Source organism: Cyanobium sp. NIES-981, from assembly GCF_900088535.1.
GTDB lineage: Bacteria > Cyanobacteriota > Cyanobacteriia > PCC-6307 > Cyanobiaceae > NIES-981.
The window spans coordinates 2,906,631-2,919,831 of sequence record NZ_LT578417.1 but is presented as its reverse complement, the minus strand read 5'-3'; the positions used below and the strand labels follow the sequence as shown (position 1 = coordinate 2,919,831).

Below are 13,201 nucleotides of genomic sequence, written 5' to 3'. Positions count from 1 at the left end.
CCTGCGGTGACGCCGTAAAGAGAGCCTGTGAAGGTAGATCCCCAGGTTATCGGATCCCTCCGGGAGCAACTTCGTTGGGTGTGGTTCCCTCAGAGCCTCCTCCAGGCTGCGTGGTAGCAGCCTGTCCTGCTGCAAGTCCCGGCCGACTGACTCCATGGAAACGCACATTAGAAGTTGACGATAGAAATTGACGATAGAAAGGGTCGTTAGAAAAGGGCGTTAGAAATGCTCGGCCTGGTCCGTTGGCTCAGCGGACGGGCCGGCGTCTTTTCTTTCAGTTTAGGGAGCTTCCTCAGAACCTCTCCTGCAGATGGCCATGGTTTGCTTTGAGGCCTCCCGTGCCTGCTCCCGTGGGTTGATGGCGTGGGCCGCCCCTGCTCACCAGGCCATTCCCCGCCCCATGGCGGCGCCTTGCGGTGATCTGCCCGGGCGCTGCCGGATGGCTCAGCTCAGAAATCCTGGCCGTGTCAGGAGCCGCGTCAGGAGCCCCTCCGGAGCAGGGGCCAAGCCGGTGGTCTGGGTTCGTGCTGCGGCTACGTTGGTCTGGCAGCAGGTGCCTGCAGCAGGTGCCGGCGGAGGCTTCCCATGGCGACATCGGTACTGGACAGCTGGCGGGCAACGGGCTTGCCTCTCTTTTCGATCATCATCACGTGCTTCAACAAGAAGGCTTATATCGAGGAATCCATCCAGAGTGCTCTTGCCCAGAAGCATGACTCCTTCGAGGTGATCGTGGTGGATGACGGATCTCAGGATGGATCCTGGGATGTCATTCAATCTCTGGCGTCCCAGAATTCCAGGCTCACGGCAGTGCGCCATGCCCAGGCTCGCAACCTTGGCGAAGGAGCCACCCGGCAATGGGGCCTGGAAGTCAGTCGTGGCTGTTACAGCCTCTACCTCGATGGTGATGACCGGCTTCTGCCGGGCAGGCTTCAGCACGATGAGGCGGTAATCGCGCGGCACCCGGAGTGCACGTCCATTGTTTCTCGGACACGTTACTTTCATCAAGACATCACCGCGGGAACGCAGATTCTCTGCGAGGAAGAGGAGTCTGTGGATTGCATTGCGCCACTGACCGATCACCTCTATGGGTTGTATGAATTCTTTCTGGCCTGTTTCTTCGATTACGAGCAAGGGCAGCCGGCTTTCAAGGGCCTGCCTTGCGTCGGCGCTGTCACCACGCGGCGGGAGGTGGCGTTGGCTGTGCCATGGCAGCGTGAGTTCAGTTGTGCCGCGGACATCTGCTACTTCGCCGAAGTGCTGATGCGCGAAGGGGTCTACTTTTCGAGTCAGTGCCTGGCGGAATACCGCCTCACGGCAGAGGGCGCCTGGTTCCAGTCCCGTCAGGATGAGTCGGAAGGTTTCTGGCAGCACCTCACCAAACGGCACATCCGCTTTCTTGCCTTGGGCGCCGATCCAGTCCTGCTGGAGGCGGCGCATCAGAGCTTTGCCTCCAAGCTGGCGGGCCGCTTGCCCGAGCCGCTGCCCAATCCGGATCCGCTGCCTGCCGCCGCTGAGTCCATCGCGGCCATTCCCTCCCAGCCCTTCTGCCCCACCTGGGGTCTCAGTCGGGGGTTGCCCGTGGATCGTTACTACGTAGACCGCTTTCTCTCCCGTCATGCAGGGGATATCCGCGGTGATGTGCTGGAGGTGGGCGATGACGGCTACAGCCGCCGTTTTGGCACAGCCGAGCTGGTGAATGTGGATATCCTTGACATCAATCAGAACAACGGGTTGGCCACGGTCATCGCCGATCTCTGCGACCCTCCACCAGACCTTCTGCCTGATCATTATGACTGCATCGTGATCACCCAGGTTCTGCAGAACACCAAGGATCCACTGGCGGCCATCCGAACGCTGCGCGCGATCACCAGGCCCGGGGGTGTGATCCTCTGCACCTGTCCCGCCATCAGTCGGGTGAGCCCGGTGGCTGAGGAGCAGGAGCACTGGTATTGGTCGTTCTACATCCCTACGGTGCGCCTGCTGTTCCAGCAGGCGGGTTTCCGGCCTGCCGATCTGCTGATCGACACCTGGGGCAATCTGCGTGTGACCACGGCCTTCCTCTGGGGCCTGGCCCAAGAAGACCTCACGGAGGCCGATTATCGGGTCCAGGATCCGGGATTCCCTCTCATCACCACGATCCGGGCCACGAAGGCCCTGTGACCTGATGCTGCATGTTCTCTGCTACCACCGTGTGGTGGATGGTCCCATCGGTTTCGACCGCTGGGATCTGTCGGTAAGCCGTGCACGTTTCGAGAGGCAGCTGCGTGTGCTGTCCAACAGGATGCCACTGCTGAATCTCTCCACCATGAGCCTGGATGAGGCTCTTTCCGCACCCGAAAGCTATGCGCTGATCACCTTCGATGACATCTATGCCGATGTTGTCACCGGGGCCCTGCCCCTGATCGAGGCCTGCGGCGCCACTGCCCTGCTGTTTGTCTCCGGGGCCTTTCTCGATCGTGCTTCGTTCTGGTGGGATGACCTTGAAGCCCTCCACCAGCATCTTCCTGAGCCTGAGCGCAGTCAGGCCATCGATACCCTGTGGCTGTGGCTGCGTGATCGCCCCCTCGAGGAGAAGGAGCAGACCCTCCGCCACATGGCCCGGCTTGCTGGCCCAGAACCCTTGTCCCGCCGCAGCCGCCCCCTGCGCCGCGACGAACTGGAGCAGCTGGCGCACCACCCGGCGGTGCGGTTCGGTGGTCACACCATGACCCACCCCTGGCTTCCCTCGCTCTCCCCTGCGGCGGTGGAAGAGGAGATCCAGGCGGGCACCGACCTGCTGCGCCGGGTCACGGGCCAGGAACCGCTGGCGTTCGCCTACCCCTATGGGGCCTGGAGTGATCCGTCCCGGGACGCGGTGGGCCGGCTGGGGTACGGCTTCGCCTTCACCACCCAAGCACCCCCATCCCCCCCCACGCTGCCGGAGCAGGCGGACAAACTGGCCTATCCACGCCTCTGCGTGGGGAACTGGACCGGAAAGGGCCTGGCTTCTAGGTTGACGCGGAACCGGCATCCTTCCTGCTGACTTCATGCTGAATTCCGTCTCCGGCCTCACGCAGGCGCTGACTGCCCTGCCGCGGGATGCCGGTGGGGAGGATTCAGCCTTGCCCAGGATCACGGTGATCCTCTTCCTGCGGCGGCAGGATCAGGCCGCTGCCGCCCTGTCCCTCGCCTCCCTGGAGGTTCAGCACCTGCAGCCCAGCAACGTGCTCCTGGTCAGCCCGCCCCAGCCCGATGCGCAGGAGGAGCCGGCCCGGCACCTGGCCGGCGCAGCACGGCTGACCCGCTGCACCCTGGTGTCCTATGGCGAGCTGGCCCAGACCCTGCTTCGCGACGCGGCCGATGCGCTGGTGTTCCTGCATGCCGGCACGTGCGCGCACCCCTTCCGCCTTGACCATGATGCGCGCATGCTGCAGCGCCATCCCGCGGCCGGCGTGCTGACGCTGCCGATCCTGCACGCGGCGGCCGGGGACTATCCGAGCGTTCCGCCGCTTCCGTTTCCCGAGGATCGCATCCCGGGCCAGCCGCCCCAGCTGGCGGGGAGGGATCTCCTGTCGGGGGGAGGGGGTGTGGCTGACAGCCCATGGCTGCTCGACTGCCTCACGCTGCGGGCGGCTCAGCTGCGGGAGCAGCTCATGCCGGGCGATCTCTCGATCCTGCCGGCGCTGCACCGCTGCCTGCAGCAGGCCGGGCCCATCCTGGTGCTGGAGCGTTGTCTCACGACCTGCCCGCTCCGGCTGGATGGCCAGGGCTGAGCTGGTTCTCCCTCAACCGGTGTTCCCCTTGTGCTTATGCAACCAAAAATCAGCATTGTGGTTCCTTGTTTCAATGTTGAGACCTATCTCGGTGTTTGTCTTGATTCCATTCTCGAGCAAACATTCTCTGATTTCGAATTGATCTGTGTTGACGACTGCAGCACGGACTCCACGGCTGATCTGTTGCGCCGCTACCTCGGCAGGTTCGATGGGCGGATGAAGATCGTCACCCATGCGGCCAACCGTGGTCTTGGCGCGGCGCGTAACAGCGGCCTGGAGGCAGCAAGCTGCGAGTGGATCGCGTCCGTGGATTCCGATGATTGGGTGGATCCGCCCATGCTGGAGCAGCTCTACGGCGCGGCGCTCCGGTACGGCGCAGACATCGTGAATACCGGCTACAAGAAGGTTTCCGCCGATGGCATCGTTGAGGCCGAGTATGGCTATCCAGAGCGCGTGCATCAGCTCACGTCAGGCGACGATCTGTTCACGCTCTGTTGGCCGGCCTTCTGGAACAAGCTCTGGAGGAAGCGTCTGTTCGTGGAGCACGGAATCACTTTTCCGCCCACCCTCCACGATGATCTGGCGACCACTCCACGGGTTCTGTCTTACGCGCAAACCATCGCGTTTGTGCCCGGAGCTCCCTACAACTATCGGCAGCGACCAGGCTCGGAAACCTTCAGTGCCTCATTCAGGCACATCGCGAGCTACATGAGCGTGTTCGGATTGCTCGAGCGCCATTTCGCCACCAGGTTGGCCTCCGACCGTGAGCTGCGGCGACAGTTCTGCACAATGGTGGAGAGCAACATCAGTTATCACGTTGGCAATGCGGGTGCTTTGGCTGCCGCAGAGTCCTATGCTGATGTTGCCTATCTTGCGGCGATGGGATACCTCACCCATGTGGAGAGAACCTACGGTCCGATTGACCGTGAGCATCCCTTCTTCGAGCACTGTTATCCCCCTTCCCCCTCTGCAGTGGGTTGATGGCCTCACGGGATCGTGGCGAGGCCTTCCATCCGCTCCGCCAGGCAGGGATTCGTTCAGCTGCTCTGGGGAACGACCTGCCTGGCTTCGAGCTGCGCCAGCACCTCAGCCACACAGGCTTCCAGGCTCTGGGCACCGGTTTCCACCCGCAGCTCGGGGGTTTCCGGTTCCTCGTAGGGGCTGGAGATGCCGGTGAACTCCTTGATCTCGCCGCTGCGGGCCTTGGCATAGAGCCCTTTGGTGTCGCGCCCCTCGCAGACGCTGAGGTCGGCGGCGCAGTGGATCTCGATGAAGTCGCCCTCGGGCACCAGGGCGCGCACCCGATCCCGGTCGGCCTTGAACGGGGAGACGAAGGCGGTGAGCACCACCACGCCGGCATCGAGGAAGAGCTTCGCCACCTCGCCGATGCGGCGGATGTTCTCCTCCCGGTCGGCATCGGAGAAGCCGAGGTCCTTGCAGAGGCCATGGCGGATGTTGTCGCCATCGAGCACATAGCAGGCCAGCCCCTGCTCGAACAGGGCCGAGTTCACCGCATTGGCGAGGGTGCTCTTCCCCGAGCCGCTCAAGCCCGTGAACCAGAGAATGGCACTGCGATGGCCCCGCTGGTGTGCCCTGGCGGCCCGGGTCACGGTGCTGTGGTGCCACACGATGTTGGTGGACTTCCCCTCATTGGTGAGTGCGCCGTAGGCGGGATTGGAGGCGGGGGAAGGAGCCATGGAACTGGGTGGCGGCGAGGTTCGCAGGCCCATCCTCCCAGGAGGGGTCCTGTGGACTCCCCTGGCCAGAGGGATCGCGGCCGGCGAAGCTGTGGTGGCGCATTGTGGCAGCGTTCCGCGTCATGGCTGCAGATCTGATCCTGGCCCTCGGGCTGCCGCTGGTCCTGCTGCTGCTGGGTGGCTGGCTGCTGCTGCAGAGCCGGGGCCGGCTGCCCGCGTGGCTGGAGCGGCTGCGCCGGCACCAGGGCACGATCTGGAACACCGGGATCGGGCTGCTGATCGGCCTGTCGGCCCTGCGCTGGCTGCTGGGTCGCTGAGGCGATGACCGGGGAGCCACCGCGCAGGACCTGGACCCTCCACGCCGTCCGAACGGCACTGGCGGCGGGACTGTCGATGGCCGTGGCCACGGCGCTGGGGGTGCCGGATCCCTACTGGTCGCCCATCACCACGCTCATCGTGACCCAGTCGGGTGTGGCCGACTCCTGGCTGATCTCCCGCCGGCGCCTGCTCGGCACCCTGCTCGGGGTGAGCTTCGGTGCCCTGCAGGTGCTGCTCCTGCCGAAGGGGATCCTCTCCTACGCCCTGGCCATCCTGGTGCTGGGGTTGGTGTGCGGAGTCAGCCGCATCCACCAGAGCGCGTACCGCTTCGGGGGCATCGCCCTCACGATCGTGATCACGGCGGCACCATCGGATGCGCTGTGGCGCGTGGCGCTGTTCCGGTTCGTGGATGTGGCGATCGGCATCGGCGTGGCCCTGGCGATCACGCGTCTGTGGCCGGAGGCCGTGCCTCCGGACGAGCCCCGTTGACGCCCCGGGCCTGGCGGCGGCTGCCGGGCGGGGCGGGCGCGGATAGCGTTGGACGGCCTGAGGCTGCGATCGGCCCGATGTCTCCCAGGGGTGGCGCAGCCGAAGGGCGGCGCGCGGCAACAGGCGGCAACGGGATGAAGGCGGCTGCGCCGGTTCCCCGGCTCGCCCTCGCTGGGGCGTTCGCGGCGCTGCCGGCGCCGGGACGGAGGGAGCCGCGTACGGCATGAGTGCCCTGGCCCTGGCCCTGTCGCTGCTGCTCGCCGGGCTGCTCATCGGCCTGGCGGAGCTGCCCTACCAGGCCCTCTCCGAGCTCGGTTTCCACCTCCAGGCTCTCTGGCCCCTGGGCTCGGGCCGGATGCCTGATCCGCGGCTGGTGCTGGCCACGGCGCTCGGCACCGCCCTGTTCGTGGGCCTGGCCTGGAAACCCCTGGCGGCCGGCAGGGGCGGGGGCGTCACCGGCGTGCTGCTGCTCCAGGACGCCGGCGGCGATGGCGAGCGGCGCTCGGCCCTGGCCAGCCTGGGGCTGGGCCGCCAGCTGGTGCGTCTGCCCCTGGTGGCCCTCACCCATCTGGCCGGGCTGAGTGTGGGCACCGAATCCCCCTCGGCGGCCCTGGGGGCCTCGATCCTGCTGGCCCTGCGGGCCCGGCTGGCGCCGCTGCAGCGCCTCTCGCTTCCCCTCACCGCTGCCATCGGTGGCGGTGCCGGCCTGGGGGCGGCCTTCCGTGCCCCGCTGCTCGGTGCCGCCTACGCCCTGGAGGAGCTCAGCGCAGAGCGGGGCTTCAGCCTGGTGGCGCCCACCCTCGCCCTGGGGGGCATCGGCACCCTGCTCACCTCGGAGCTGGGGCAGCCGGCCCGCCAGGCCGTGCCTCCGCCGGTGCTGGTGCCCCCCGCCCTGCTGCCGCTGGCCCTGGGGATCACGGTGGCCGCCGCCCTGGCCGGCGTGGGGTTGGTGCGGCTGCTGCTTCCCCTGGCCCGCTGTCTGGGGCCCCTGTTGCGCCGCCGCACTGCACCCATGGCGCTGGCGATCGCTGCGGCGTTCGCGCTGCTGGCGCTGGCCAGCGGCGGCATCAGCCTCAATGACGGTTCCCTCGCCCTCGGGCCTGCCCTGGCGGGGGCTGCCGCCCCCAGCCCCTGGTGGGCACCGCTGCCGCGGCTGCTCGGGCCGCTGCTGAGCCTTGCGATCGGCGCCCCGGGGGGGTTGATGCACGATTCGATGAGCCTGGGGGCGGTGCTGGTCAGTCCCTGGCTCGCGGCACTGCCGGAGGAGCAACGGGCCGCCCTGGCGGCGATCGCGGCGGCGGCGACCTTCAGCGGCGCCTGCCGCACCCCCCTGTTCTGTGCCCTGTTCGTGTTCACCCTGCAGGGTCAGCCCAGCGGCCTGCCCCTGCTGCTCACGGCTGCCGCGATCGCTGCGGCGCTCGGACGCTGGCTCGGGGGAGAGAGCTGGAACGGGGTTCAGCTGGCGGCGGCGAGGGCAGCGGCCCCGGGGCTGAAGGGTGCCGGGGGGGCGGTTGGGGGGGCGGTTGAGGGCGGTCCACCCTCCCTAGGGTGAGACCGGACGCAGACAGGGAGTTCGACCGCCATGGGCCCAGCACCGACCGAGCCCGTGGCCCTGCTCCCCGGGCTGGGCATGCATGGCATTGCGGAGTACGGCGTCAGCGCCTTTGCGATCATCCTGGCCCGCTATTTCCTCGTGGCCGGGTGCGTCTGGTGGCTGCTCTACGCCCGCGGGGGCCCGCAGGGGGGGAGGTCGGGCGACGTCCGGCGCCCCGATCGTCCGGGGGAGATCCGTCGGGACATCCGTCTCTCCGTGCTTTCGGCGGTGGTGTTCGCCCTGGCCACCACCGCGTTGATGACCCTGCATGGCCTGGGCTTGACGCGGCTCTACAGCCAGCCCCAGCACTACGGATGGTGGTATCTGCCGGCGAGCTATCTGGCGGTGCTGCTGCTGCAGGACGGCTTCTTCTACGCCACGCACCGCCTGTTTCACCACCCTGCCCTCTACCGCTGGTTCCACCAGGGCCACCACCGCTCGCGTCAGCCCACCCCCTGGACGTCCTTCGCCTTCGATCCGCTCGAGGCCGGTGTGCAGGCCCTCTTCCTGATGGCGTTGGTGCTGGTGGTGCCGCTCCATCTGGGCACCCTGCTGGCCGTGCTGAGCACGATGACGGTGTGGGCGATGGTGAACCATCTGGGGCTGGATCACCTGCCGCTGCGCTTCCCCCACCACTGGCTGGGCCGCTGGGTGATCGGTCCGGCGCACCATTCGGTGCACCACCGCCGCCAGCAGGTGCACTACGGGCTCTACTTCACCTTCTGGGACCGGGTGTTCGGCACCCAGGACGCGGCCTACAGCGAACGCATCCGCATTGGAGCGCCCGCAACCCCGGCTACGGCCGGGCCAGGGCATCGCTGACCTGCCCGGCCGTACTGATCACCGCGTTCACCGGGCCGCCCGGGGACTGCAGACTCCGGCAGACCCCCGACCGAAGCGGACCTGGAGCACCTCAGCGGGCTCGAGCGCGGTGACGGCACGGATCCCCGGGCTCCCGAGGCAGCGGCCAACACGGTGCTCACGCTTCGCTGGCCGGGAGCAACGCCTCCAGGCTGATCACCACGTTGCCGCGCTTGTGCCCCGCATCGACATGGCGATGGGCGGCGATGATCTGGTCAAAGGGGTAGATCCGGTCGATCACCGGCCGGAACACACCGCTCTCCGCCAGGGCCGCAAGGACCGCCAGATCCTCGGCGCTGCCGCCGGCGGTGCCGGCCACCAGGCGCCGGCCGCTGAGACGCGATCGCAACGGAGCGAGCAGCATCGCCGGCAGGCTGGCCACCACCAGCAGCAGACGCCCTCCCGGGGGCAGGCAGCGCCGGCAGCGCTTCAGCGGGGCATTGCCCACGGCGTCGAGGATCACATCGAAGCTCTGCCCGAGAAGGCTGAAGTCCGTCCTGGTGTGGTCGATCACCTGGGCCGCCCCCAGGGAGCGCACCAGCTCGGCGTTGGCGGGCCCGCAGACTGCCGTGACCTCCGCTCCGGCGTGCACCGCCAGCTGCACGGCGGCCGTGCCGACCGCCCCGGCGGCACCGTTCACCAGCAGCCGTTCCCCGCTGCGCAGCCCGGCGCGCCGCAGGAAATGCAGGGCCGTGGTGCCGCCGAAGCTGAGGGCGGCGGCCTGCGCGAAGGAGAGGTTCGCCGGCTTGGCGGTGATGGCCCCATCCTCCGGCAGGCAGGCGTACTCCGCATGGCACCCCATGGCCATGTCGCTGAAGGCCACCACCGCATCCCCCACCCGAAACCGGCGCACCCGCGGGCCCACCGCCGCCACGGTGCCCGCCAGTTCGGTGCCCAGGATCGGCTGCCGCGGGCGGCGCAGGCCGGCCACCAGGCGCACCAGCACGCCGAAGCCCGCCGGCACCTCCAGGCTGCGCATCCTCCAGTCACCCGAACTCACCGTGGAGGCGTGGATCCGGATCAGCACATCGCGCTCGCCCGGCACCGGCCGGGGGACATCCCGGAACCGGAGCACCTCGGGCGGGCCATAGCGCTCGTAGACCACGGCCCGCATCAGGGTCGGGGTCGCTTGCGGGTCAGGGTGGTGCAGCGTCATGGCAGGCAGATATGGCAGGCAGACATGGCAGGGAGATCGGCTGAAGGGTTGCCGCACCCGCCGACGCGGCGCCACGCCCCCGGCCGCCGGCCCAGGCCGCCTGTCCGCGGGCCGGGAAGTCCGCCTGGGGGATCGCCACCCGCCAGGGAGCGGCGTGCTGGCGTGTGGTCGTGGTCGGTCTGGACACGGGCCGGAAGGATGGTGGACCTGTGGCTCCGCTCGCGTGCTGCATCATCTGCCCGGATGCCACCCCCGAGCCGCAGAGCCGCGATATCGCGACACTGCGATCCGGTATCGGGCCGCACCTGCTGGAACGCAGGCGGACCGCCGGGTCTGTGAAGGCGTGTGAAGGCACGTTCCGGATCCAGCGTGCAGGATGGAATCAAGAGCCAAGGGAACGACCATGGACTCCAGCAGGCCTGCCGCGACGCCCACGGCCACCGGGACGAACCCGGCGGGCACGCCCTCCAGCGAGCGCGTCTCCCACCGCGGCTACGGGCTGGTGATCGAGCCGGGCGCCGAGGGCTGGGAAGCCCGCATCGAAGACCCTGCGGGGCACGTGGCCGACGTGGTGCTGCAGGAGCAGCTGGCCGTGGACCCCTTCCCCAGTGCCGAGCTGGCCCAGGAGGCGGCCGAGCAGTTCGTGGATGACCTCCTCGCGCAGGAGAGTTCCTACTGAAGGGTGGGTTCCAGGCGGCTGGTTCCCGCCCGCGCGGTGCGCTGCGGCACAGCCCCAGGGCGATCCAGCTGACCGCCGCGGCTCCAGGTGGCGTGCAGCCTGGCGCTGTGGCTGTTCCGCCGATGCACGACGTTTCTTCCGCCCCGCGTCCCGTGGTGCTCACCGAGCTCACTGAGGGGGGCCAGCGTCCCGCCTCGCGCCCCCGCTGCAGCCCGGAGCTGCCGCCGTCGCCGCCCCTGTCCTTCACGATCCGCCGCCTGCCGGAAGCCTCGCCACCCAGCTGGGAGGACCTGCTCGGCGAGCGCTGAGCCGGCCGCCCCGGCATCCAGGCACGGGCCTCAGTGGTACTCGGTGTGTCCCCCGCCGATCTGCGGTGTCTTTTCCTTCCCGTCCCGCTGCGCTGCTGGCCCTGCTCCTCGCCCTGGGTGGGGCGGGCTGCGCCCAGGCCTCCCAGCCCACCCCTGCGCCGGCTCCGCCCAAGACCATGGCCGCGAGGAACGACGCGGTGCTGCACAGCGGCGTGTTCCGCCAGGCGGAAGCGCCGGTGAAGGGCGGCTTCACGATCCGCCGTGACGGCGGCCGCACGCTGCTGGTGCTGAGCGACGACTTCAGCACCAATCCCCAGGCCCCGGACCTCAAGGTCGCGATCGGCCGTGCCGCCAATCCCATCGCCGGCAGCAAGGCCCCCGCCTACCCCCTGCAGGAAGGCAGCTACACGGTGATCGCCCCCCTGAAGGCGGCGAGCGGAGGGCAGGTGTATGAACTCCCCACCGGCCTCGATCTGGGCGCTCAGGGTTCGGTGATCATCTGGTGCGAGCAGTTCAACGCCACCATGGCCTGGGCTCCCCTGGCGAGGTGAGCCTCCGCCCCGGATTCAGCCGCCCAGCACCACGGCATCGGGGATCTCGAAGCGCTCGTCGCCGATCTGGATGCGGGTGAGATCCCCCTCCCGGCTGGCCTGGAACGGGCCCGTGGGCGCAGCCTCGGCCGACGCGTTGCCGATGGCCTGGCCCAGGCGGAAGTACACCGTGCGTCTGCGCCCGTCCGGCAGGCTGATCACCACCGTGGCGTAGCCCCCGCCGGCCCGGGCCACCTGGAAACCGCAGCGCCCCATGGGCTGGCCAGACCCCAGGCTGCACGGCAGCTCACCGCTGGCGTCGAACTCTCCCTGGCCGGCCCTGAGCGCTGAGCCATCCTCGCCGTAGTGCACGGTGCCATCCGGGGAGATGGCCGCCTCCAGGTCGTTGCGGAGCAGGTAGCCCCGCGGCCCGCCGCCCAGGCGCTGCACGTCGCACCAGAGGCCAGCGGGCCCCTTGCCGCAGCCCAGGTTGTCCAGCAGCGTGCCGGCGGGGTAGCGGGCCGCCACGGAGGCGGTGGCCGAGGGCACCCGCCGCAGGGCGGCGGTCTGGGCGGTCACCCGCCAGTTGCGCGGCCCGCCCTCCAGACGCTCCCAGAGCAGGATGCCGCCATCGGCGAACAGGCTGAGGGCGAGGCGGTCGCCCTCCAGCCGGTAGCCCCGCACGAAGGCCAGGTCCCGTCCCAGCTGGCTGTCCAGGCTGGGGGGAGGGCAGAGGGCGCGGGTCATCGCCAGGGGGCTGAACCGGAGGCTGCCGCTGCTGCCATCACCGGCCGGCATCGCCGTCCAGGTGCCCGTGGCCCGGTTGCAGTTGAGGCGCAGGGAGGCACGGCCGTCGGCGCCGAGCTCCAGGGTGTAGAGCCGCGGGTGCTCAGGCCTGCGGCTGCCGATGGCGTCGTCCATCGACCGGATGTCCAGCAGCTGCCAATGGGTTGGGGCCAGATTGATCGGTGCCGCTGCCGCCCCCTGCCTCGGCTCGGCTCGGGAAGGGGCGCCTGGCCCCGGCAGGAGGGGCAGGCTCAGCAGCAGGGCGGCGGCAAGCTGAAGCGGGCGCCGCTTCGATCCATGCCCCCGGGCTCGCCAGGGATCGGCACAGGACCTTCGCTGGCGTTGCTGCCCCATGGAGGACCGACGGCAATGGCTGCTGCAGCAACCTACAGACCCTGTTCAGGTGTGGTCAGGGCGAGGCGTGGCGCCTTCATCCGGGCCGACACCTGGGCTTCGGGGTCCACCCCCTCGAAGGTGGGGGGCAGCCACACCCGCACCACCATCAGCACGGCCATGGTGGTGAGGAAGAGGCACACGGCCAGGATCTGGTGCCAGTCGGTTTCGAGAACGCCGTTCACGATCACTTCCCGCAGCACCGACACGATCGCGATCTCCACCGACACCCCGATCGACACCCGCTGTTCCTGCAGATAGATGATCAGCAGGCGGAACAGCTCCACCAGGATGAGGATGAAGAGGATGTCCGAGGTGATGGCGTGGAACTTCGGCTCTGAGAGCAGGGTGGAAAACATCACCTTCATCTGCAGCACCATCACGCCGAACAGGCCCACGCAGAGCGAGATCGCAATCAGGTCCTGAATCGCCTCCAGCGTCTGGACGATCTGCACCCGCCTGAGCTGCTTGTACCAGGGAACGGATCGGGCCCGGGCCGCGTCCCCGCCGGACTGCGGCGCTGGGGTGGCTTCCGTCGCCTGCGGGGGGTGGCTGGTCGTTGCCTGCGGGCGGTCCTCACCGTCGGCGCCGGCGGCAGGCATGGGGAGAAAGGGGGAGAGGCTGGTGGTCATTGCATC

Annotated in this window: 15 protein-coding genes; 11 read left to right on the top strand and 4 right to left on the bottom strand. The window is 68.7% G+C overall.

Annotated elements, in window-relative coordinates; genetic code table 11:
- Positions 1-585 precede the first annotated feature (585 nt).
- From CBM981_RS14640 to CBM981_RS14625, 4 genes are read left to right on the top strand one after another with little or no spacing between them, the layout of a single operon-like run.
- Positions 586-2,160 (top strand): glycosyltransferase, encoded by a 1,575-nt coding sequence (locus tag CBM981_RS14640; RefSeq protein WP_087068997.1) that lies wholly within the window; start codon positions 586-588, stop codon positions 2,158-2,160.
- Positions 2,161-2,164: 4 nt separating this feature from the next.
- A complete protein-coding gene (locus CBM981_RS14635; RefSeq protein WP_087068996.1) occupies positions 2,165-3,022 on the top strand; it encodes a polysaccharide deacetylase family protein in 858 nt (285 codons plus the stop codon).
- A 4-nt stretch (positions 3,023-3,026) separates the two neighbouring features.
- Positions 3,027-3,752: a hypothetical protein gene (locus tag CBM981_RS14630; protein WP_087068995.1), complete on the top strand. Its 726-nt coding sequence runs from the start codon at positions 3,027-3,029 to the stop codon at positions 3,750-3,752.
- Positions 3,753-3,788: 36 nt separating this feature from the next.
- On the top strand, positions 3,789-4,733 hold the full coding sequence (locus tag CBM981_RS14625) for a glycosyltransferase family 2 protein (RefSeq protein ID WP_087068994.1): 945 nt from the start codon (positions 3,789-3,791) through the stop codon (positions 4,731-4,733).
- 56 nt (positions 4,734-4,789) lie between these two features.
- Here the strand turns inward: CBM981_RS14625 and cysC are convergent, their stop codons facing one another.
- A complete protein-coding gene (cysC, locus tag CBM981_RS14620) occupies positions 4,790-5,449 on the bottom strand; it encodes an adenylyl-sulfate kinase (RefSeq protein WP_087068993.1) in 660 nt (219 codons plus the stop codon).
- A 122-nt stretch (positions 5,450-5,571) separates the two neighbouring features.
- Between cysC and CBM981_RS14615 the strand changes: the two genes are divergently transcribed.
- The 4 genes from CBM981_RS14615 (at position 5,572) to CBM981_RS14600 (ending at position 8,672) form a co-directional block, all read left to right on the top strand.
- Complete coding sequence (locus CBM981_RS14615; RefSeq protein WP_087068992.1) at positions 5,572-5,766, top strand: hypothetical protein; 195 nt, start codon at positions 5,572-5,574, stop codon at positions 5,764-5,766.
- 4 nt (positions 5,767-5,770) lie between these two features.
- The gene (locus tag CBM981_RS14610) at positions 5,771-6,256 is read left to right on the top strand and encodes an aromatic acid exporter family protein (RefSeq protein WP_087068991.1); all 486 of its coding nucleotides are present in this window, start codon (positions 5,771-5,773) and stop codon (positions 6,254-6,256) included.
- A gap of 223 nt (positions 6,257-6,479) precedes the next feature.
- Positions 6,480-7,808 (top strand): chloride channel protein, encoded by a 1,329-nt coding sequence (locus tag CBM981_RS14605; RefSeq protein WP_087068990.1) that lies wholly within the window; start codon positions 6,480-6,482, stop codon positions 7,806-7,808.
- Positions 7,809-7,838: 30 nt separating this feature from the next.
- Positions 7,839-8,672, top strand: a complete 834-nt coding sequence (locus CBM981_RS14600) for a sterol desaturase family protein (RefSeq protein WP_087068989.1) — start codon at positions 7,839-7,841, stop codon at positions 8,670-8,672.
- A 157-nt stretch (positions 8,673-8,829) separates the two neighbouring features.
- Here the strand turns inward: CBM981_RS14600 and CBM981_RS14595 are convergent, their stop codons facing one another.
- On the bottom strand, positions 8,830-9,867 hold the full coding sequence (locus CBM981_RS14595; RefSeq protein WP_225867427.1) for an NAD(P)-dependent alcohol dehydrogenase: 1,038 nt from the start codon (positions 9,865-9,867) through the stop codon (positions 8,830-8,832).
- A gap of 403 nt (positions 9,868-10,270) precedes the next feature.
- On the opposite strand from CBM981_RS14595, the gene CBM981_RS14590 reads away from it, so the two are divergent.
- The 3 genes from CBM981_RS14590 to CBM981_RS14585 all read left to right on the top strand — a co-directional run bounded on the left by CBM981_RS14590 (position 10,271) and on the right by CBM981_RS14585 (position 11,405).
- The gene (locus CBM981_RS14590; RefSeq protein WP_087068987.1) at positions 10,271-10,546 is read left to right on the top strand and encodes a hypothetical protein; all 276 of its coding nucleotides are present in this window, start codon (positions 10,271-10,273) and stop codon (positions 10,544-10,546) included.
- Between the two features lie 122 nt (positions 10,547-10,668).
- Positions 10,669-10,854, top strand: a complete 186-nt coding sequence (locus CBM981_RS15505; RefSeq protein ID WP_157665487.1) for a hypothetical protein — start codon at positions 10,669-10,671, stop codon at positions 10,852-10,854.
- Between the two features lie 65 nt (positions 10,855-10,919).
- A complete protein-coding gene (locus CBM981_RS14585) occupies positions 10,920-11,405 on the top strand; it encodes a DM13 domain-containing protein (RefSeq protein WP_225867426.1) in 486 nt (161 codons plus the stop codon).
- Between the two features lie 15 nt (positions 11,406-11,420).
- Here CBM981_RS14585 and CBM981_RS14580 read toward each other — a convergent pair whose 3' ends face one another.
- Complete coding sequence (locus tag CBM981_RS14580; protein WP_087068986.1) at positions 11,421-12,524, bottom strand: META domain-containing protein; 1,104 nt, start codon at positions 12,522-12,524, stop codon at positions 11,421-11,423.
- A gap of 32 nt (positions 12,525-12,556) precedes the next feature.
- Positions 12,557-13,195, bottom strand: a complete 639-nt coding sequence (locus CBM981_RS14575; protein ID WP_225867425.1) for a phosphate-starvation-inducible PsiE family protein — start codon at positions 13,193-13,195, stop codon at positions 12,557-12,559.
- Positions 13,196-13,201 lie beyond the last annotated feature (6 nt).